The sequence below is a fragment of the Fulvivirga sediminis genome (assembly GCF_016757215.1).
GTDB classification, from domain to species: Bacteria; Bacteroidota; Bacteroidia; order Cytophagales; family Cyclobacteriaceae; genus Fulvivirga; species Fulvivirga sediminis.
The window spans coordinates 187291-207662 of record NZ_JAESIY010000007.1 but is presented as its reverse complement, the minus strand read 5'-3'; the positions used below and the strand labels follow the sequence as shown (position 1 = coordinate 207662).

Here is a 20372-nt window from a genome sequence, read left to right as displayed (position 1 = left end):
CAACTTTATTAACTTGAGTAAACTAAAAAAGCACCCTTTTACAGGTGCTTTTGTCTATAAATTTATGAATACTTGTTTACTTAAGATCAAACCGGTCTGCGTTCATTACCTTATGCCATGCTTTTACAAAGTCTTTAACAAATTTCTCATTAGAATCAGCGCAAGCATAAGCTTCGGCTACGGCTCTTAATTCAGAATTAGATCCGAATATAAGATCTATTCTACTTCCTGTCCATTTCACTTCACCAGTAGTCCTGTCTTTACCTTCAAATTCTAATTCAGATTCAGAAGTTTTAGACCATGTGTTTTTCATGTTGAGGAGGTTCACAAAGAAATCATTTGTGAGTTGCCCTGGCTTATCTGTAAATATGCCTGTATTTGAGCCGTCATAATTGGCTCCTAGAGCTCTCATCCCTCCTACTAGTACTGTCATTTGAGGCGCCGTAAGTCCAAGTAATTGCGCCTTGTCTACTAGCATTTCCTCTGCAGAAGTGGAAATATGATCCTGGCTTCTGAAGTAATTTCTGAAACCATCGGCATTTGGCTCTAATATGGCAAATGCTTCTACATCAGTTTGCTCTTGTGTAGCATCTGTTCTTCCAGGAGAGAAGGGTACCTTTACATCATGACCTGCGGCTTTTGCTGCTTTTTCTATAGCAGCAGCACCTCCAAGAACAATTAAATCGGCCATTGAGATCTTTTTACCTCCACTTTGTGCTGAGTTAAATTCCCCCTGAATGGCTTCGTATTTTTGTAGAACTTTAGCCAGTTGCTGAGGGTTGTTTACTTCCCAATCTTTTTGCGGTGCAAGCCTGATACGAGCGCCATTGGCACCCCCTCGTTTATCAGAATTTCTGAAGGTAAAGGCAGAGGCCCAGGCAGTAGTAACTAACTCGGATACCGTAAGGCCAGAGTCTAAGATTTTTGATTTTAATTGAGAGACATCATTGTCATCAATCAGAGGATGATCTACAGCAGGAACAGGGTCTTGCCATAATAATTCCTCTTCAGGTACCTCAGGCCCCAGGTATCTGGAAAGTGGCCCCATATCTCTGTGAGTAAGTTTAAACCAGGCTCTTGAAAAAGCATCAGCAAACTCCTCAGGGTTCTCATAATAATGTCTTGAAATTTTCTCATAGGCCGGATCTTCTTTCAGCGCAAGATCGGTGGTGAGCATAAATGGAGCATGCTTTACGTTAGGATCATGAGCATCAGGCACTGTACCAGCCCCTGCCCCATTTTTAGGTTTCCACTGGTGAGCCCCAGCCGGGCTTTTAGTTAATTCCCACTCAAAACCAAATAAGTTTTCAAAGAAGTTATTGCTCCATTGAGTAGGTGTTGTAGTCCAGGCTCCTTCCAAACCACTGGTTATGGTGGAGGCAGCATTACCTGAGCCAAAAGAGTTTTTCCACCCTAGGCCCTGCTCTTCTATACTGGCTCCTGCAGGTTCATGCCCCACGTATTCTCCAGGGTCTGCGGCACCATGTGTTTTTCCAAAAGTATGCCCACCTGCTATCAGAGCTACAGTTTCTTCATCATTCATAGCCATACGACCAAAAGTTTCGCGAATATGCTCCGCCGCAGCTAAAGGATCAGGATTACCGTTAGGGCCCTCTGGGTTAACGTAGATCAGTCCCATATGTGAGGCGGCTAATGGGTTTTCCAGACTGCCATCTTCATATCTTTTATCATTACCCATCCATTCGGTCTCTGCACCCCAGTATATATCATCTTCTGGTTCCCATACATCTTCTCGCCCACCTGCAAAGCCAAAAGTAGGTAGCCCCATAGACTCAATCGCACAATTGCCGGCTAATATCATGAGATCTGCCCAGGAAATTTTGTTGCCATATTTTTGTTTAATCGGCCATAAAAGCAAACGGGCTTTGTCCAAATTGGCATTGTCAGGCCAGCTATTCAATGGCGCAAAGCGCTGACTGCCAGAAGAAGCACCACCACGTCCATCAGCAATTCTGTAAGTTCCTGCACTATGCCAGGCCATACGAATGAAAAATGGTCCATAATGTCCATAGTCAGCAGGCCACCACTCTTGTGAATCGGTCATTAATTGAAATAAATCGTCCTTCACAGCTTTGAGATCTAGGCTTTTAAAGGCCTCCGCGTAATCAAAATCTTCATCCATGGGGTTTGATATGGGGGAGTTTTGATGTAGTATTTTTAAGTTGAGTTGGTTTGGCCACCAATCACGATTAGTAGTGCCTGATCCAGCGCTATTATGCAGTGACCCATTCATAAATGGGCACCTACTGGTGTCATTGGTGTCCCAGACATTGCCATTAGAACCATTTTTATTTTCGTAGCTATCCATAAACTTATTTTTAGTGTTGATAAATATTTTAATTAAAAAAATTCAGTTCATTTAATACTGTTAAATTACTCATTTATCTACCTGCAAGCCAGTATTCTTAATTTAAAAAACCTATGCTGATATAGAGTAAAATTATATGCATTGAATGGTCCAATGAAAGCATATTATGCGGCAAGGCATATTTAAAGCACTACTTTAACCTTCCATAATTTTCTTCTACTTTTGCGCTGTTATGCAAACAGGAAGCAATGCCATCTTCGCCACTTTTGATCCGTACCCTTCTTATAAGGGTTCGGCTATTCATATTGAAAAAGTAACAGAGCTCATGGCTTCTAAGTTTTTGAAAACTTTAGTAGTGACCCTTAAGCAGCATACGGATAAGCCTTTGGCTCCGGGCTTGCATCATATTGAGTTTGATCAGGACGAGTCTAATTACTTGAAAAGGGCGCAGGCATATTCGAAATGGCTTGATGATCTGTTGGAATCAGAGCATCAACTTGAAGTAGGTCACTTCCGAGATATTTGGAGCGGTATTCCTATTTTAAAAAGACCTCATATTACCAGTATCTTTGAAGTGAATGGATTGCCCAGCATAGAGCTGGCCAGTCGCTACCCTTACATTGGAGAAAGCACCATAGAGAAAATTAAACTCTTGGAAGGTGAATGTCTTCATAAATGTCAATTGATCATATGCCCTTCAGAGACTATTAAGAACCATCTTATCAAGAGAAGGGTATTAGCTAACAAAATTCATGTTGTGTCTAACGGTGCTGATATACCCGTGGCAATGGATAGGCCAACGGATTTACCTCCTGAATATATAGTGTACTTTGGTGCTTTGCAGCCCTGGCAAGGTGTGGATGTACTACTCAAAGCCATGCAGTATTTGCAGGATAAGCCATCATTAAAACTGGTAATATGCTCTTCTCACAAACCGAAATTTGCCAGACCTTTTATAAAGCTGGCAGAAAAACTATTAGTAAGTGATCAGATTGTGTGGAAGTATCAACTGCATAAAGATCAGCTTCATCAAATAATACAGCATGCCATATGTAGTGTTGCTCCCCTCACAGAATGCAGTCGTAATCTGGAGCAAGGCTGCTCCCCATTAAAGATATTTGAAAGCATGGCCTGTAAAACACCTGTGGTTGCAAGTGACCTGCCTGTGGTGAGAGAAATCCTTCAGGCTGATAAAGAAGTGAAACTATGTAGGCCAGGGAGACCGGCGGATTTGGCTCGATGCATCAGGTTAATGGTTGATTATCCAGAGCTGAGAACTGAGTTAAGTGAGAATGCTTTTGCTAAAATTATTAGTAAGTATAATTGGAATTCCATAAATCGCAGTCTGTCAATGATTTACGATAATATTTTTAAACTCGTTTTTTAATGTAAAAACGGCATAAGGCTTTTCTAATTGTAAATCTAAAAGGTTTTTATGTGGTAAGTTACGAGCGCATATGTAATTGGGTATGACTAATTTTTAGAGTGCTCTAAAGTCATATTCAGCCGTTTTGTCATGCTAATATATCTACAGTATTTTTGTTTTTTTGAAGCCACTGATCATTAAGCTTTTCCGTAAAACCTATCTTGGTAAAATGATTTTTTTTTAATTTGGCAGCTCAAAGAAAAGACAGAACAGTGGCAGAATCGAAATACGAAGCAAAGTATAAAAACCTCTCTCCTGCTCAGCAGGCATTTGTAAATGAAAAGAAAGTGAGTGCGACTATGAAAATAGACAAATGGCTCTCCCTTCTAACTAAAATATCCAAGTTTGACAAGCGCAATGATCAAAGGATAAATAGACTTTTCACTTTATCTATTATTTTTTACGTTGTTACTTTCTTATCCATATTTTCATTAGCATTCTTCGGAGGATCAGCGGCTTATTTGATTTTTGGTTTTGCCGGGATAGCCACTGCACTTCTCATATATAAAAATAAGTTGCAGCAGAATGATGTTAATGATTACTTAAGGTTATTCTTTATTCCAGTTTTGAATGTACTTAAATCTAAAGCAGGTGGTGAGGCTAAATTATCTGCCAATTTAGACTTTAGGAATCCACGAAAAGCATTAAAACCAGTAATAGGTAAAGTTAGAGGGAGAGATATGAAAATGTACTCTCCAAAGTATGCTATTGCTAAATTAGTGATGCAAGATGGTGCTACGTTGGAGTTCGTAATAGCTGATGATATTAAAGACTTTAGTTGGCGTAAACGGTCTGCTAGTGGTAAAACCAAATATAAGTCCAAAACGAAGTTTGTTCATTATTGCTTCATTAAATTAACGCTACCAAAAAGCGAATACCGATTAAAGCATTCACCTCTTGCTGGGATCACCATAACAGAGCACAATGGAGATTATTTGGCGAAATCAAAAATCAAAATTAAAAAAGTAGGTCAGGGTCATGTGTTGAATGTGAAGGAGTTTTTGGAAACTATGCAAGCTATTTATGGTCAGTTTGAGCCTTTGCATCCGGTGTCTGAGCCAGAGCCTAATCAGGAGTCTTCTAAAAGTAGAGCCACTGCTGGTAATGTAAATGGTCAGGATGATTATGATGATAGTTTTGCTATGATGGCGGTTCCATACCTGTGGTACCATAGTAGTTTTGATGACTACGATTATGATAGCTTCGAGTATACAGACTCAGGTGATTATGCTATGGATGATGATGCGGTAACAGCTTTTGATAGTTAAAAAACGAACGGTTATGAATAGTAGGTGTCTTTGGCTTACTGATAACTATCCTCCACAGCGTGGAGGGATGGCTCAGTCTTGCGATAGGATAGTCAATGGATTAAGACAAGCCGGAGTGGAGATCGATATTATCCATTTTACCAGTAAGGAGGGTAAATCTAAAAAGCATCAACAGCAAAACGGCAGCTATACCTCTATCCCCTTTTCCAATAGCGAGGCTCACGTACTTAATATCGCTTGGAATTATATCAAAAAGATGCCAAAATTTGACTTCATTGTATGTTTTGGGGGATATATTTCTATGACAGGAGCGCCTGTTTTTAGCAAGTGGCTAGACACGCGCCTGGTCACATTGATAAGGGGAAATGACTTAGATGCTGGTATATTCACTCCAAGAAAAAGGGGTATTCTTGAAGATGCTTTGCGTCAGTCTGAGCTGGTGTGTACCGTTAGTAGTGACAAGGCTGATAAAATCAGTAAATGGTTGAGTCACCCTAATGCGAAATTTGTAGCTAATGGAATAGATATGAATGAATGGTTGCCTACGCATAGCGAAAGGCAATTTGCGGCAGATTGGAGAGCTCAAAATGTCTCTGGCGATAAAACTGTTTTAGGGATATTTGGTCAGTTAAAAGCTAAAAAAGGCCTTGATTTCTTTTTGGATTCTCTGAAACGCACGAGCTGGAGAGATACTGCTCATCTGCTTCTGATTGGTGAAACTGAGGAGCATCTTATAGATTTATTGGAGAGTGCAGAGTTGACTTATTCGATACTTCCCTTTCATGATAGGTACGAGTTAATGAAATATTACCTTTGCTGCGATGCCATGGTAATCCCTTCGTTTTATGATGGAATGCCTAATGTGCTACTTGAAGCTGGAGCGTTGGGTATACCTGTTCTAGGCTCTCGTGTGGATGGAATGGCTGATGTGATTACCAATCATCAGGATGGTTTTCTATTCGAGCCTGGCAATGAAGATGACTGTAAAAAGACCTTATACCAGTTTTTTAACTTGACCAGAGAAAGGCAAAAAGAGCTGGGAGCCAATTTGAAAAGGACTATAGAAACTCAATATACAATAGATCATGAAATCGATAATTATAAAAAGCATTTACTTTAGCCTTGTAATTTTATTCATAGCAGGCTGTGGAGGTTCCAATAATTCTGAAAAGTCGGAGCATACATCGGTGGAAGTTCCCTCTACTCCGATTGACGTACCAGCTTCTTCAGTACAGTCATATTATATCGATAGTCAGGAAAATATATCTATGGCTACCATAAATATTGATGAATCCGATATTACTCTCCATGTAGGAGATCAAACATTGCTCGGTGAGCTCAAAAGAAGCGACAAGAGGAAGTATTACAATCAAGCTGACCAACATCATTACTCTGTAAAATATAAAGGCTTAGAGGGCTTCAAATTAAGAAATGCGAATGAGGAGATTTTATGGAAGATTAAAATCAAAGATGGTAAGATAAGTATTGCCAATAATGAGGAAATGAATAATGCTTTTGATATCAGGCTGTATGATGATAAGCGTGTAAAGCTGAAAAAAGGTGATGAGGAAATAGCTGCAATTCGTTTTGATGCTGATAATGAGTTCTTGAAAGTGGGACAACAGTATTTCTTGAGGAACTTTCGTCATTCTATGGCTTCAGGCGTGCTGTTGATTCCAGGAATGAATGAAGTAGAAAAATTCGTCATATGTGCTGAAATTCTTAATATGAAGAAATGATAGCTTTTTATGGATTTGGAGGTGGCTTTGGTCACCTCAACCGAATAAGAGCTTTTATTAAATCTCAGAAGATTAACGGACCTTATTTGATCTTAACAAATAACCGTGCCGCACTCAACTTTTTTTCTAAAGAAATTATAGTAAGTCCACCTGATCATATACTATTCACCAAGACTCAAATGCGAGAATGGATAAGCTCCATCATCGTTAAAAAAAACATTACCACTTTCTATATCGATACCTTTCCTTCAGGTATTCTTGGTGAGCTTAATCCAGAGCTATTTCAAGGCGTTACTTTGAATCTTTTATGTAGAAGATTGAAGTGGAAGGCCTATAAAAATTTGATAGAACAGCCACTGCATTATACTTCCTGTTTTGTGTTTGAGTATTTGGAAAATGATCACTATCAATACCTGATAAATCAAGTTGAAGAAGTTAAAATAATTGAATCTTTACTTGAGTTAATTAATATCAATCCATTATCTATGAATGGTTTATGTGATCATGTGTTTTGGATAATTGTTCATACTTCTCATTTGGAGGAGGTTCAAGTATTAATTGATCATGCTAAAGATTTGGCAATGTTGGAGCGGGTGAATCCTGAGATTATTGTGCTAACTGATCAGCTTATTGAAGATGATACCATAACATTACTTAGGGATGAAAATCCAAGAGATTACTATCATGCTGCCAATCGCATTTTTACCGCAGCAGGTTTTAATACCTGGTATGAATTGGCGCCTTATAGGTCTAAGCATATAGCTATCCCTTTTCCTCGAAAATTTGATGATCAGTTTTGGCGATCCAAGCAATAAAAAAGGCAACCAACATAACATTGGTTGCCTTTTGGTTTTAAACTCAATTTTTAACTTAATTCAACTTATTCCAAAGTAATTCAGCTACCTTCTCTGAAGATGCAGGGTTTTGTCCTGTGATCAACAGGCCGTCTTCCACCGCATAAGGAGCCCAGTCTTCACTTTTAGAGTAAATACCTCCGTTCGCTTTAAGCATATCTTCTACTAAGAAAGGAACAACGTTAGTTAGTTGTACGCCTTCCTCTTCTCCGTTTGTAAAGCCAGTAACCTTCTTGCCTTGTACAAGAGGTGTTAAATCTGCCTTTTTAGCTAGTCTAAGAACTCCTGGAGCATGGCAAACAGTAGCTACAGGTTTATCATGGTTATAAAACGATTCTATAAGACTGATAGAATGCAAGTCTTTAGCTAAATCCCACAGAGGTCCGTGTCCGCCAGGATAGAAAACAGCATCGTAATCCGCGGCATCTACCTCAGCCAGCTTAATGGTGTTAGCAAGTAATTCTTGCGTTTCTTTGTCTTGATTGAAGCGCTCTGTGTCTGGTGTTTGAAAATCAGGAGAAGCACTTTTGGGATCAATCGGAGGCTGTCCTCCCTTAGGTGAAGCTAGTGTAATATCAGCGCCTCTATCCTTTAAGTAATAGAATGGAGCGGCAAACTCTTCAATCCAAAAACCTGTTTTCTCTCCAGTATCACCTAGTTCATCATGACTAGTTAATACAAATAATATTTTTATTGTATTCATAATAATGTTCTTTATTTCTACCTAATTTTTTCTTTTAAAAGAATTATGAGTACAAAGCTACAGCAGGGCAGTTTTCTAAAAATTGATCTATGATAAGAAACTAATTCTTGGTGATTTCCTTGCGTATCCTGCTTAAGCTTTCGGTGGTAATGCCTAGGTAAGAGGCAATATGATAGTTTTTAACGCTTTTTTCTATTTCCGGATAGGTGTGTATGAAATTTTCATATCTCTGCTTAGCAGAGAGTGCCAGGTTTCCTAGTATTCTTTTCTGAAAGCTGGCAAAAGCTCTCTCCATCTTCCTTCTGAAAAAACCTTCCAACTTTGGAATTTGACGGTATAGTTCATCCATGGAAGTTTTAGATACTTCAAGTACTACAGCATCTTGTACGCATTCAATATTTAAGGTGGCCTTGTCTTCGCTAAAAAAGGCGGTGTAATCGCTTATCCACCAATCGGTAATAGCAAACTGTAAAGTGTGCTGCTTGCCGGCATCATCAATGAAATAAGTCCTCAGGCAGCCTTTGGAGATGAAGTACTGGCAAGCGACTGTGTGGCCAGCTCTAAAAAGATGATCGCCTCTATTCAATTCCTTTTTACGAAACCTGTCCAGAAGTAAATCTTCTTCTTCAGTGGAAAGACATATGTCTTGGAAGGTGCTTAGAATAGTAGCCTTTGCTTCATCCATATCACTGCGTCTAATTCATGGTGTCATTTGATTAACTGAGATTATTAACGGATTTAATAAGTTATTGTTTGAGTTTTCTTTCCCTAAAATTCACTTGAGTTTAGCGTTCATAACTTTCTATTATATAGGTGTTTATGGGTTTTATTGAGTTGTTGAAATTATTGAAATAGTCCATGTTATAGAGAAAATCTATGAGGCCTTTTAGTCATAAAAAAAGCTCAAACCATCAGGTTTGAGCTTTAAAAAGAAGGTCTAATAATCTTAGTTGCTAATGAGCCTAATAAGCTATTTTATTTATTTCTTAAATAGATATGTTTGATGTTTTTCTCTCCACTTTCTCTTTCATCTATTTCGAATTTTCCTATTTTTTTAATCAATGGATATAACTTGGAAAAGCCGTAGTTCCTGGGATCGAAATCTGTTCTCTTTTTAATCAGGTGATTGCCTAGCGCTCCAAGAAAGGCCCAGCCATTGTCATCTGAAACTTCCTCTATGCTATCTGCAATGAGCTTGATTAATGACTTATCTATTTTGTTGAGTGATTGATCTTTTGGTTGCTTACTTTTGACCACTGACTTTTCATCAGATTCTTTCTCTTTTTTAAGGATCTCCAGATAAACAAACTTATCGCAGGCAGTGATAAAAGGCTGTGGAGTTTTCTTTTCACCCAGTCCCATCACGAACATGCCTGCTTCTCTTAGTCGGGTGGCTAGTCTGGTAAAATCACTATCACTTGAAACTATACAAAAGCCAGTCACTTTTTTGGAGTATAGCAAATCCATAGCATCAATGATTAAAGCGCTATCACTGGAGTTTTTACCGGTGGTATAGCTATATTGCTGAATGGGTGTGATGGCATTTTCCAAAAGTACATTTTTCCATCCGGCTACTGTTGGCTTAGTCCAGTCAGCATAAATACGTTTAATAGTAGGATTTCCATATTTAGCGATCTCCCCTAGCATTTCCTTCACATGAGCGTAAGGCACATTATCCGCATCTATAAGTACCGCCAATTTATCATCTTTCATTATAAACCTTTTAAAGTAAGCTTTGAATTATTATTGCTTTAACAACAATGAATTTACTGGCAAGTTATGATTATCAAATCGAATACACATCCATTTTGGCGGTTTTTCACCTTTTATTATCTTCATAAGCAGCTTATTAACCTTTCGCTAGCCCTTCTTTGTTACCTTAAATCGGTATGAAGCAAGATACTCCCCGTTATAAAGTATATGTAAAACATGAGTGCCTCTGCCTGCGAAGTGGCCTGATAATTTTATGTTATCATCACTTTCAGCAATCACCTCAGGTTTAAATAGTTTCACATTTCCATTTTGCACTGATTGGCACATGATGTATTCTTTATTTACTGTTTTGGGAGACTTTACTTTTAAGGTAATTTCAAAAGGTGCATCTTGAATGAGTTGGTTATCAAACTGTGAAGGGCTATCGGGAATGATCTTCATATTAAAGGCATCTTTATATAACAAGGGCCCTTTAATGAAATCATCAAAGGAAGGCTTATTCTTTAATAGTAGCCAGGTAGTATCGAGCGGGTAATGATTTTTCGAAAACAGATCTGGAGAGGTCAGGAAGTAACCTTCACTAAAGCTAGCCTTAAAAGAGTACTGTGTCATGTTCACTACCCCGCTAGACCAAGTAGCATCACATAAATACCAACTATTATTGATCATAACAGCATTCCATGAGTGGTTAGGAACTATGGTTTCGGAATTTGAGATGGCCGTTTTTCCATAGCCATTCACTACTTTGGAGGTGATTCCGGCATGATAAGAGAGTTCTTTTATAAGATAAGCATAGCCCGTGCAGATCGTGCTATGATTTTTCCTCATTTTCTGGAACACGGCCTTTACAAAACTTTCATTCCACTCCCTTAATTTATCAGGTTTATCTCTAAAGCGACGCCTTTTGTTTTCATTGAGTTGAAACAAATGGATGTCATTTTTAATATTTAAGCACACCCATTTGTATATAGCTCTAAATTTCTGCTCATCATCTTTTAAAGAAGATGTGAGCAAAAGAGACAGTGCTCTGGTATCATCCAAAGAATGTTTGGGATATAAGGCAGCAATGCTATCTGCCTTATGATACTTTTCACGGTCTCTTTCTGGAATTTGCGCCTTTCCTGCAAAGGTGAAGCACCACACTATGAACAGTAAAAGGTATCTCATTCCTTAAAATATAGCTTTCAACTTATTCCATACTTTAGCTATGCCGGAGGGTTCTTCATATACATGGTCAAATGTTATTTCTCCAAGCATCTCCATGGCCTCCATATTTAGGCTAATTTCAACTTGGTCACTTACCTGACTTGGGACATTGTAAGCAACTGATTCATAGCCTATAAAGGAGAAGATCAATACGTCGCCTTGATCTAGTGGCTGTGGAAATTCGAAGTATCCATTAATGTCTGTAGCTGTGCCGATCTCAGTTCCTTGTAAGACTATGTTCACGCCTGGCATCACTTCGCCTTCCTGGTCTTTTACAACTCCCTTAACCACCTGCTTTTCTAAAGAAATGGCTATGACATCATTCATTTCAGGTCGAACAATGGTAGTTTTCGTATTTATCTGTTCGTTAACAAATGGAGCCTGAGCCATAGCCACACTAGCTGACAATAATACTGTTAAGCTCACTGCTGCTGCCTTCATGTAAGAGTAAACTCCTGTTTTTGGAAATTTAGGGGTAAAAGGGGTATTCAGTTGTGGAGTCTTAAGTCTGCCACAGACCCTTTTATTGGATGTGAGTGAAGTGAAGTAATTTTTAATATCATCTTCTGTCATTTGAGTAAAATCAATTACTTCCATTTGGCATTGGTCGCAAAAACCTCCTCTTTCAGTGGGTGTAAATTCTGACCAGTTTTGGCTGCAAGGTTGGGCTACGGAAAGTTTGAGTTGTTTTTTCATAATATTAAATGTTTTATGAAAGGATGCAGCGGTCGAACTTATTCCATAAGCTAATCGAATTTTTTTTGATGTTTATTTCGGTTTTATTTTTAAGCAATTAAAAGTCAGTGCTTTATAAAATAAAAAAATCCTATGGAGGGGGCTCACAGGATTAATGATATTATCTTTTTTAGACTTATTGTCCGAAGGAGTAGGCAATAGAGAGGTTAAAAACTTTATTAAATGATGTTGATTTTGATCCGTCATAATTAGAGGCATCTTTAAATAAGTTATGAAAGCCTCTAGAGAAGCTGGTCCTGATCGCCAATGGCTGTAAGTTATAACCAGCCCCTATTTGAAATCCAAAGTCCGTTCTCCTTACCCCTTTGTCCTCCGGAACATATCTTGGTAGATACATTCCATTTATATTTAGACGATCCATGCCTTCAGCCCCCTGTTTAAAATGCTTGTTTAACAAAACAGCTCCATATAAACCCGCAAAAAATTCTAATTTATTCAATTTTAAAACAGCATTAACAGGAATCTCACAATTCTCAGAAATAGCTCTGTCATTTTTTTCTCCGCCAAAGTCATATTCGGTACCTTTTCCTGAATAGAAAATGCCGGGTCTAATTGAAAATGATTGAGATAGTTCAAAATCTGCATACACCCCTACTTTTGGTGCTAATCTCATTTTTTGATCAGCAAAAGGGTCATAGTTGTTAAATACAAATTTCGATAGGTTAAATCCCGCTTGCACACCAATTTCAACTTGTGCTTCGCTAGAAAAGAAAATGAATAATAATAAGACAGTAAACAGTCTTCTCATAATGTCAGGTTTAAAAATTATAAACGCGACAAAATTATTGATTTAAATTTAAGAAAGTAGCAGTTGCAGTACCTGCGCTCAAAATAAAACAACCTTAAAGCAGTGAATCTTCTACTATCTCCGGAAGTGTTATTTTTAAATTAGGGTTGAGATACATGGCCCTTTTAGCCGCGAAAACAGCTTCTTTATTTCTGGCCCAGCTTCTTCTAGCTATTCCGTTATTTACATCATAAAAAAGCATATTTTCTAATCTTCTTTGAGCCTCTTCTGTTCCATCCAAGAGCAACCCGAAGCCTCCATTGATCACCTCTCCCCAGCCTACTCCGCCTCCGTTGTGTATTGAAACCCATGTAGCACCTCTAAAGGCATCGCCGATCACATTTTGTATGGCCATATCAGCTGTAAACTGAGAGCCATCATAAATATTGGATGTTTCACGGTAAGGACTGTCTGTGCCAGACACATCGTGATGATCTCTGCCCAAAACTATTGGCCCAATCTTTCCGTCTTTCACCGCATTATTAAAAGCGGTAGCTATTTTTATTCTTCCTTCGGCATCGGCGTATAATATTCTGGCTTGCGAGCCTACCACCAGCTTATTTTCAGCAGCACCTTTTATCCACTGTATGTTGTCTGTCATTTGTTGCTGAATTTCCTGAGGAGCAGATTTTCTCATTTCATCTAGTACTTCAGAAGCTAGCCTGTCAGTGGCAGCTAAGTCTTCTGGTTTACCTGATGTACACACCCAGCGGAAAGGGCCAAATCCATAATCAAAGCACATAGGCCCCATGATGTCTTGCACGTAAGAAGGATATTTAAACTCCTGTTCGTTTTTCATTATATCAGCCCCTGCTCTGGCGGCCTCTAACAAAAAGGCGTTTCCATAATCAAAGAAGTAAGTACCTTTAGCCGTATGCTTATTGATAGCTGCTACTTGTCGTCTTAGTGACTCTTGTACTTTAAGTTTAAATAAGTCAGGATTTTCTGACATTAATTGATTAGCCTCATCAAAAGACAGCCCAACGGGGTAATATCCTCCAGCATAAGGATTATGTAAAGAGGTTTGGTCAGACCCAAGTTCTATATGTATACCGGCTTCATTAAAAGCTTCCCATAAATCTACCACATTACCATGATACGCAATAGATACTATTTCTTTACCTTGCTTAGCTTTTTGAACTCTCTCTATCAAACTTTGAATGTCAGCTATTTTTTCATCTACCCAACCTTGACTATGACGGGTGTTTATTGCCTTTTCATTTACTTCTGCTACTACAGATATGCAGCCCGCAATATTACCAGCCTTCGGTTGGGCTCCACTCATACCGCCAAGACCGGCCGATACAAACAGTTTGCCTGAAAGGCTCTCTTCAGCTATTTTTCTGCCTGCGTTTAAAATTGTAATGGTTGTACCATGCACAATTCCCTGAGGACCAATGTACATATAAGATCCTGCAGTCATTTGTCCGTATTGTGTTACTCCCAGTGCATTATATTTTTCCCAATCATCAGGTTGTGAATAATTAGGGATCATCATGCCATTAGTAACTACTACACGAGGTGCTTCTTTAGAAGAGGGAAACAGACCCATGGGGTGTCCTGAGTACATATGTAAAGTCTGCTCGTCAGTCATGGTAGCCAGGTATTGCATGGTTAATAGATACTGTGCCCAATTTTGAAAGACAGCTCCATTGCCACCATAAGTGATTAGCTCATGAGGGTGCTGAGCTACGTGAGGGTTCAGGTTATTCTGAATCATAAGCATGATGGCACCGGCTTGCTTTGATATAAAAGGATATTCATTTAATGGGCGGGCATACATTTCATAATCAGGGCGGAAACGGTACATATATATTCGACCATACTTTTCTAGCTCTTCCTTAAATTCTGATAGGAGCTCTTGGTGATGTTCTGGCTTGAAGTATCGCAAGGCATTTTTTAAGGCGAGCTTTTTCTCCTCTACTGATAGAATATTCTTTCTCTTGGGGGCGTGATTAACCTGCGCGTCATAAACTTTTGGACGTGGCAATTCTAAAGGTATGCCTGATAAGATTTGTTCTTTAAAATTCATTCTTTCAGCTTGGTTTTTATTTTCTTGATCTTTTCTTTGGCCTGCTCATAACCTATTTTATATATAGCGTCTAGGTTAGTTAAATCCATCACTTTATAGGTCTCTAATCCTTTTGGTTCTATGAAGTAATCACAAGCACTTCTTCTGCTATAGGCATTGCAGGTAATGGCTAGCATTAATGCACGTTCCATTACCAGCTTGGCATTTTTAGCATCAAAATCATGGTCAATGGGGTTACAATGAGAGCCAATGATAATATCGCATTGCCCTTCTAATGGCTCTACTGGCAGGTTATTTAATATGCCACCATCTATGTATAGCTTTTCGTTGTGCAGCACAGGATCAAACAACACTGGAATACATGAAGAGGCGCATATCGCGCTTAATAAAGGGCCTTTATTAAAATATTCGGTTTTTCCTGTATTTACATTTGTAGCTGCAATATATAAAGGCTTTTTGAGGTGTTTAAAGTCATCTTTCAGATGCAATTCAAGGAATTTACGAATAACACCCATTTTTAAAATTCCCGTCCAGCTAAGTGCGGGTTGTAGTAATTTCAATGTTTTAATGCTACGCACTATTTCTAATATGCGTTCCACCTGATAGCCATAAGTGTACATAGCGCCAATGATGGCACCGGCGCTACTTCCACTTATGATATCTATATTGATTTCAGCCTCTTCCAGGGCTTTAATTACACCAAGGTGAGCTATTCCTCTGGCTCCACCTCCTGACAGAACAAGGCCTACTTTCATTATATTATAGAATCTCGTTTAAAGAAAATGTTTTATCTAATCTCACTCCCTTTTCGGTATGTTTCACAGTGCAACATTCATTAATAGGGTCGTGCTCCATAAAAATAATATATTCCTTATCAGCAGCCTCATTTAAAAAGGCTTCTTTTTCAGTTAAAGTTAACAATGGTCTGGTGTCATAGCCCATAACGTAAGGCAGAGGAATATGCCCTATAGATGGCAATAAGTCAGCTGCAAAAACTATGGTTTTACCTTTGTAATTGATTTTTGGTATCATTTGCTTGTCGGTATGTCCGTCAGCTGTAAGTACTTCAAACTGCGGGAACTGAGAGGTGTTGTTGAGATCTACGAAGTCAAGATGGCCGCTCTCTTCCATAGGCATAAGATTTTCTTTGAGGAAGGAAGCCTTTTCTCTTGCATTTGGCTTGGTGGCCCACTCCCAGTGGTCTTTGTTAGTCCAGTATTTGGCGTTAGGAAATACTAATTCCGGTTTACCTCCACTGTTATACTTCACACCGCCACCGCAGTGATCAAAATGTAAGTGAGTTAAAAACATATCTGTGATATCGCTATGATTAAAGCCTGCAGCTTTTAAGGAGGAGTCAAGACTGGCGTCGCCATTTAAATAATAATGGCTGAAGAACTTAGCATCTTGCTTGTCTCCAATTCCATTATCAATGAGTATAAGTCTATCCCCATCTTCAATGAGTAAGCATCTCATCGCCCAGTTACAAAGATTGTTTTCATCAGCAGGATTAGTTCTTTGCCATAAGGTTTTAGGCACTACACCAAACATGGCGCCACCATCGAGCTTAAAAAAACCGGTATTTATTATATGAAGTTTCATAGTATTAAAAATTTATAAAAAACAAAAGCCACAGATCTTAGAGACCTGTGGCTTTAAATTTATCGAATTTTTAATACTTTATTCGCTTACTACGCCCATACTGCAGAACTTATCTATTCGTTTCGAAATTCTATCTTCAACGGATAATTCAGATAGTTCTTTGTTGTGTTGTAAGATTACTTTTTTCACTTCTTTAGCCATGGATCGCATGTCTATATGAGCTCCACCTAAGGGCTCATTGATAATGCCGTCTATTAATTTCAGGTCAAGCATATCATATGAGCTTACACGCATAGCTTCAGCAGCTGTTTCTTTATAATCCCAACTTCTCCAAAGTATAGTAGAGCAGTTTTCAGGTGATATTACAGAATACCAGGTATTTTCCAGCATTAACACTCTATCTCCAATGCCAATACCTAGAGCTCCACCAGAAGCCCCCTCGCCTATTACGATGCAAATTACAGGCACCTTAAGCATAAACATTTCTTTAAGGTTTCTGGCAATAGCTTCTCCTTGTCCTCTTTCCTCAGCTTCTAAGCCAGGAAATGCTCCAGGAGTATCTATGAAGGTAACTATAGGCTTGTTGAACTTTTCGGCTAATTTCATTAATCTTAGGGCTTTTCTATAGCCTTCAGGGTTAGCCATTCCGAAGTTTCTTAATTGTCTTTGCTTGGTGTTGCGGCCTTTTTGCTGGCCAATAAACATAAAGGTCTGCTTGTTTACGGAACCAAAGCCTCCTACTATAGCCTTGTCATCTTTTACGGTTCTATCACCATGTAATTCCACAAAGTCATCGGCTATTTCGTAGATATAATCAAGAGTATAGGGCCGATCAGGATGACGCGACAGCTGTACTCTTTGCCAGCGAGTTAAATTACTGAATGTCTCTTTTTTAAGACTCTTTATTTTCGTTTCCAGAGACTTTACGGCATCACTTACGTCAACATCGCTCTCAAGAGCAATTTTTTTCATACCCTCCAATTTAGCCTCAAGTTCTGCGATAGGTTTTTCGAAATCTAACAGCATAATTATTTTAATTAAGGCACAAAAATATAACGGAAAAGCTCAAATACAAGACAATCCCGGTGCTTTTTGGAATATACTTATATAAAAGCCTTTTGGTCGTGTTTCTCTGCCTCAAATTTATTTCACCTTTTAATCATTTGATATTCAGATGATTAAATATTGTTTTTATTTTTTATTGAAAAAAAATCATGGCAAGTGTTGCATATAATGATAGGTAACTATACATTTGCAACACCTTAAACGAAAGGGACAGAGCAAAAGAGAAAGTTAACTCTTTTTTTCTGAAAACAAAAATTAAAATGGTCTGGTAGTTCAGCTGGTTAGAATGCCTGCCTGTCACGCAGGAGGTCGCGGGTTCGAGTCCCGTCCAGACCGCAAGACGAGAGTCTAATAAAGCTAAAGCCGCTTAAATTGTATGATTTAAGCGGCTTTTTGCTTTTTAAGCTACCATCGAAACACATTCCTTTTCATCTGGTTCGGTTAACAATTCGGTTAACAGTTTTTTCATTTATTTTTGTTAACCGAATTAGCTATAATTAACTGTATATCAATTAATTATAGCTGTTAAAATTTGCGGTCTAAATGGACATATTTGATTGTTCACTACAACATTTTAAACGCGATGAAAAGACCTCAAGCATTCTCAATTCTTATTTGGCAAATAAATTTTGATTACACGTTCAACTTAATTTGGCTGTTAACTCAATTATCAATTTGCTGTCAATTTTGAACAATACCTGCGCAATAACGATAAACTGAGCTCAAACGCAGCCATGAAATATATTAGAATGCTTAAGAAAGTGCTCAATGATGCTGTACCTAGAGACTGGATTAAGAGCAACCCCCTCTCCTCTTTTAAATGCCATTTTAAATGGCCTAAGAGAGAAGTTCTTTTACTAGGCAAAGTTTATTAATTTACTCCAAGAGTTCCACTTTTTCAGACTTTCTCAGACGGTCCTTCACGTTAAATTCTCCCTTTAGGTGCTCTAGGACAATTACTGTATCAGATACCTCCAAAATAATGTAGCGAGCAAAACTGGTTTTATCATATTGTTTGATTTCCTTTCTATCAGGACCATAGGCAACCATGTCAGGTTGGAGCTCTATCTGTATTGATAACGTGTCATTTTGTATTCTCCAGTCTGTCATCAGTAATGACATATAAGGAGCCATTCCTACTTTGTTATTAAAGTTAATTACTGGTCCATAGACACCTGTTCGATCTTCATGAAATTCCATATACATGCCGTGCATTTGTCTATTATTCATAGGTTTTATCCAGCTTCCAACCAGATTTTTTTCATTCTCATGAAGTGGTGATGGGCTTTTTGTGCAAGATACTAGTACAAGTAAATAAAAGAAGGAAAGGTACTTCATAAATTCTCATTGCCACTATCGGTTGGTTATCAGCCGATTAAAAGTTGTTTAAATTGTAAGGTTGTTTTGTTGGATGCCTATCTGTCCAAAGGTAATGACGCCCAATTGTATGATAAGAGCCGTATGAATCGAGAGGTTCACGTACGGTTCTGTGAGAGGCTAAGGGGTGAGATTCCCCTTTACCCTACTCGACTGTAGTGTGTTTTGCTTCAAATTATGATAGAATTCTTCCTTATCAGCATTGTCAGGTAGACCAGCCACTTGTCCATCACCTAACTCCATTATTATCCAATCCCCATTAGTTTTTTTTGCTACATCCATGGTAAAGAAATTGCTTTTAATGCTCAGAGCTATTTCATTAAGCACCTTAAGGTCTGGAACCAAGTCGCCATAATCGCCCTCGTCCAGTAGTCAAAGGTTTGCACCAGCTTTCCATTGGCAAAATACATTCTAAATTCTTTTGTAAGAGGCATCCCGCTTTGTGAATGAGTTGTCAGAAACTCAAGTTCTTCAAACTTGCGAAAAACCAATCCCTCGTTCAAGGCATCGCCCCGCAAATCCAAAAACCTTTCAACTACGGCTTGAACACAGTCCTTATTTGACGCATCCGGTATAAAACAAGCTTCCTGCCAATGATGCTTTTCTGATTTGACGAAGTCCTTAACTATTATAGGTTGATTGCCGAACTGCTCCTTTAATTTTACTATTGCCTGATCATCCAGTTTATTAAACCAATAAGACTTTGGAGTCAAGGACTCAATTATTGAATATGATTCAGGTAAATAGTGACAGTGCTTGTACTCTTCAGGTGAGTTAATTAACTTGATATTCTTATTCAAAAGCTCGTCATAAAAGCTTTGATATTCACTAGGTGTCATCATCCAGCCCCGGTAAATGGCTGATTCTACCTCATCAGCTGGTGGAACGTTACGTAATGATTTTACAATATTGCCGTCAATGAGTTGCTCAAAACTGAATAGCGAAAAACCAAATCCTGCATTTATAGCCGCATCTTTTTCTTCATGGTAGTCAGGTTCAATAATTTTATCATCAATGACACTGTCGCAATATATTATTCGCACAACTTAAGTTCTATTTTAATACTCTAGTAGAGTTCTATAGCTCTAATTTTCTATAAATATAGTGAAATATAACCTTCTACCCCCTTCATTAAACCGTACATGAAGTTTCCCATCGCACGGCTTACTGATGACATTCTTTATTCAGCTTTCGAGAGGGTCTTCATCCGCTGCTATTGATCCAAATCCAACAAGCCATAAATTTTACACAGAGCTGAGGAAATCCTATACCTAAAATCCAATAAAACGGACTTTAAAAAACGAAATTTTAACTCATCGGTATTTCTCTAGAGGCTTTATATGCTTCAAGCCAGCCTCTGATCCAAAGCTACAGCCCTTAATCTCAATAAGTAGGGCTTCAATATCATATCTCAATAATGACTAATCCCCATAGATAGTGCCACGGTTCTTTCAACACTGTCTTCATGTTGGGCTCGATGGGCCACACGAAGATTTAGTTATTAGGCACAGGATT

At 38.5% G+C, this 20372-nt stretch carries 19 protein-coding genes, 1 tRNA gene and 1 pseudogene; 7 read left to right on the top strand and 14 right to left on the bottom strand.

The window, feature by feature from the left end:
* Nucleotides 1-76: 76 nt before the first annotated feature.
* Complete coding sequence (gene katG, locus JL102_RS14020) at nt 77-2329, bottom strand: catalase/peroxidase HPI (protein WP_262896866.1); 2253 nt, start codon at nt 2327-2329, stop codon at nt 77-79.
* Nucleotides 2330-2561: 232 nt separating this feature from the next.
* On the opposite strand from katG, the gene JL102_RS14015 reads away from it, so the two are divergent.
* From JL102_RS14015 to JL102_RS13995, 5 genes are all read left to right on the top strand, one after another.
* Nucleotides 2562-3716, top strand: coding sequence for a glycosyltransferase family 4 protein (locus JL102_RS14015; RefSeq protein WP_202245042.1), 1155 nt, complete (start codon nt 2562-2564; stop codon nt 3714-3716).
* Nucleotides 3717-3940: 224 nt separating this feature from the next.
* On the top strand, nt 3941-5023 hold the full coding sequence (locus JL102_RS14010) for a hypothetical protein (RefSeq protein WP_202245041.1): 1083 nt from the start codon (nt 3941-3943) through the stop codon (nt 5021-5023).
* A gap of 13 nt (nt 5024-5036) precedes the next feature.
* Nucleotides 5037-6143: a glycosyltransferase family 4 protein gene (locus JL102_RS14005; protein ID WP_202245040.1), complete on the top strand. Its 1107-nt coding sequence runs from the start codon at nt 5037-5039 to the stop codon at nt 6141-6143.
* Nucleotides 6109-6762 (top strand): hypothetical protein, encoded by a 654-nt coding sequence (locus JL102_RS14000; RefSeq protein WP_202245039.1) that lies wholly within the window; start codon nt 6109-6111, stop codon nt 6760-6762. The genes JL102_RS14005 and JL102_RS14000 overlap by 35 nt, the downstream gene beginning before the upstream one ends.
* Complete coding sequence (locus tag JL102_RS13995) at nt 6759-7577, top strand: hypothetical protein (protein ID WP_202245038.1); 819 nt, start codon at nt 6759-6761, stop codon at nt 7575-7577. Before JL102_RS14000 ends, JL102_RS13995 begins: the two co-directional genes overlap by 4 nt.
* Nucleotides 7578-7632: 55 nt before the next feature.
* Here the strand turns inward: JL102_RS13995 and JL102_RS13990 are convergent, their stop codons facing one another.
* The 10 genes from JL102_RS13990 to JL102_RS13945 all read right to left on the bottom strand — a co-directional run bounded on the left by JL102_RS13990 (nt 7633) and on the right by JL102_RS13945 (nt 17441).
* A complete protein-coding gene (locus JL102_RS13990; protein ID WP_202245037.1) occupies nt 7633-8319 on the bottom strand; it encodes a type 1 glutamine amidotransferase domain-containing protein in 687 nt (228 codons plus the stop codon).
* Nucleotides 8320-8419: 100 nt separating this feature from the next.
* On the bottom strand, nt 8420-9004 hold the full coding sequence (locus JL102_RS13985; RefSeq protein WP_202245036.1) for a Crp/Fnr family transcriptional regulator: 585 nt from the start codon (nt 9002-9004) through the stop codon (nt 8420-8422).
* Nucleotides 9005-9294: 290 nt separating this feature from the next.
* The gene (locus JL102_RS13980; protein WP_202245035.1) at nt 9295-10032 is read right to left on the bottom strand and encodes an NYN domain-containing protein; all 738 of its coding nucleotides are present in this window, start codon (nt 10030-10032) and stop codon (nt 9295-9297) included.
* 147 nt (nt 10033-10179) lie between these two features.
* Entirely contained in the window at nt 10180-11199 is a 1020-nt protein-coding gene (locus tag JL102_RS13975; RefSeq protein ID WP_202245034.1) for a transglutaminase domain-containing protein, read from the bottom strand.
* Nucleotides 11200-11202: 3 nt separating this feature from the next.
* Nucleotides 11203-11934, bottom strand: coding sequence for a carboxypeptidase-like regulatory domain-containing protein (locus JL102_RS13970; protein ID WP_202245033.1), 732 nt, complete (start codon nt 11932-11934; stop codon nt 11203-11205).
* 175 nt (nt 11935-12109) lie between these two features.
* Nucleotides 12110-12742 (bottom strand): porin family protein, encoded by a 633-nt coding sequence (locus JL102_RS13965; RefSeq protein WP_202245032.1) that lies wholly within the window; start codon nt 12740-12742, stop codon nt 12110-12112.
* A gap of 94 nt (nt 12743-12836) precedes the next feature.
* The gene (locus JL102_RS13960) at nt 12837-14813 is read right to left on the bottom strand and encodes a urocanate hydratase (protein ID WP_202245031.1); all 1977 of its coding nucleotides are present in this window, start codon (nt 14811-14813) and stop codon (nt 12837-12839) included.
* Entirely contained in the window at nt 14810-15568 is a 759-nt protein-coding gene (locus tag JL102_RS13955) for a patatin-like phospholipase family protein (protein ID WP_202245030.1), read from the bottom strand. Before JL102_RS13955 ends, JL102_RS13960 begins: the two co-directional genes overlap by 4 nt.
* A 4-nt stretch (nt 15569-15572) precedes the next feature.
* A complete protein-coding gene (locus JL102_RS13950) occupies nt 15573-16415 on the bottom strand; it encodes an MBL fold metallo-hydrolase (RefSeq protein ID WP_202245029.1) in 843 nt (280 codons plus the stop codon).
* Between the two features lie 78 nt (nt 16416-16493).
* Nucleotides 16494-17441 carry an acetyl-CoA carboxylase carboxyltransferase subunit alpha gene (locus JL102_RS13945; RefSeq protein ID WP_202245028.1) on the bottom strand — a complete coding sequence of 316 codons (948 nt, stop codon included), beginning with the start codon at nt 17439-17441 and terminating at the stop codon, nt 16494-16496.
* A gap of 301 nt (nt 17442-17742) precedes the next feature.
* Here JL102_RS13945 and JL102_RS13940 point away from each other — a divergent pair.
* Nucleotides 17743-17816, top strand: a tRNA-Asp gene (locus tag JL102_RS13940).
* 338 nt (nt 17817-18154) lie between these two features.
* Nucleotides 18155-18355 (top strand): annotated as a pseudogene (locus tag JL102_RS24120) (phage integrase SAM-like domain-containing protein); the annotation flags it as partial.
* A 1-nt stretch (nt 18356) separates the two neighbouring features.
* Here JL102_RS24120 and JL102_RS13930 read toward each other — a convergent pair.
* From JL102_RS13930 to JL102_RS23605, 3 genes are all read right to left on the bottom strand, one after another.
* Complete coding sequence (locus tag JL102_RS13930) at nt 18357-18710, bottom strand: hypothetical protein (protein WP_202245027.1); 354 nt, start codon at nt 18708-18710, stop codon at nt 18357-18359.
* Between the two features lie 267 nt (nt 18711-18977).
* Nucleotides 18978-19184, bottom strand: a complete 207-nt coding sequence (locus JL102_RS23835) for an ATP-grasp domain-containing protein (RefSeq protein WP_202245026.1) — start codon at nt 19182-19184, stop codon at nt 18978-18980.
* A complete protein-coding gene (locus JL102_RS23605; RefSeq protein ID WP_202245025.1) occupies nt 19169-19900 on the bottom strand; it encodes an ATP-grasp domain-containing protein in 732 nt (243 codons plus the stop codon). Before JL102_RS23605 ends, JL102_RS23835 begins: the two co-directional genes overlap by 16 nt.
* Nucleotides 19901-20372 lie beyond the last annotated feature (472 nt).

Excerpts from the sequence above, each read along its gene's own strand:
- JL102_RS13945 (WP_202245028.1), bottom strand. The coding sequence starts at position 17,441 with ATGCTGTTAGATTTCGAAAAACCTATCGCAGAACTTGAGGCTAAATTG.
- JL102_RS13955 (WP_202245030.1), bottom strand. The coding sequence starts at position 15,568 with ATGAAAGTAGGCCTTGTTCTGTCAGGAGGTGGAGCCAGAGGAATAGCT.
- katG (WP_262896866.1), bottom strand. The coding sequence starts at position 2,329 with ATGGATAGCTACGAAAATAAAAATGGTTCTAATGGCAATGTCTGGGAC.
- JL102_RS13970 (WP_202245033.1), bottom strand. The coding sequence starts at position 11,934 with ATGAAAAAACAACTCAAACTTTCCGTAGCCCAACCTTGCAGCCAAAAC.
- JL102_RS13950 (WP_202245029.1), bottom strand. The coding sequence starts at position 16,415 with ATGAAACTTCATATAATAAATACCGGTTTTTTTAAGCTCGATGGTGGC.
- JL102_RS13980 (WP_202245035.1), bottom strand. The coding sequence starts at position 10,032 with ATGAAAGATGATAAATTGGCGGTACTTATAGATGCGGATAATGTGCCT.
- JL102_RS14000 (WP_202245039.1), top strand. The coding sequence starts at position 6,109 with ATGAAATCGATAATTATAAAAAGCATTTACTTTAGCCTTGTAATTTTA.
- JL102_RS13965 (WP_202245032.1), bottom strand. The coding sequence starts at position 12,742 with ATGAGAAGACTGTTTACTGTCTTATTATTATTCATTTTCTTTTCTAGC.
- JL102_RS13975 (WP_202245034.1), bottom strand. The coding sequence starts at position 11,199 with ATGAGATACCTTTTACTGTTCATAGTGTGGTGCTTCACCTTTGCAGGA.
- JL102_RS13985 (WP_202245036.1), bottom strand. The coding sequence starts at position 9,004 with ATGGATGAAGCAAAGGCTACTATTCTAAGCACCTTCCAAGACATATGT.
- JL102_RS13960 (WP_202245031.1), bottom strand. The coding sequence starts at position 14,813 with ATGAATTTTAAAGAACAAATCTTATCAGGCATACCTTTAGAATTGCCA.
- JL102_RS13990 (WP_202245037.1), bottom strand. The coding sequence starts at position 8,319 with ATGAATACAATAAAAATATTATTTGTATTAACTAGTCATGATGAACTA.
- JL102_RS14005 (WP_202245040.1), top strand. The coding sequence starts at position 5,037 with ATGAATAGTAGGTGTCTTTGGCTTACTGATAACTATCCTCCACAGCGT.
- JL102_RS13995 (WP_202245038.1), top strand. The coding sequence starts at position 6,759 with ATGATAGCTTTTTATGGATTTGGAGGTGGCTTTGGTCACCTCAACCGA.
- JL102_RS14015 (WP_202245042.1), top strand. The coding sequence starts at position 2,562 with ATGCAAACAGGAAGCAATGCCATCTTCGCCACTTTTGATCCGTACCCT.
- JL102_RS13930 (WP_202245027.1), bottom strand. The coding sequence starts at position 18,710 with ATGAATAATAGACAAATGCACGGCATGTATATGGAATTTCATGAAGAT.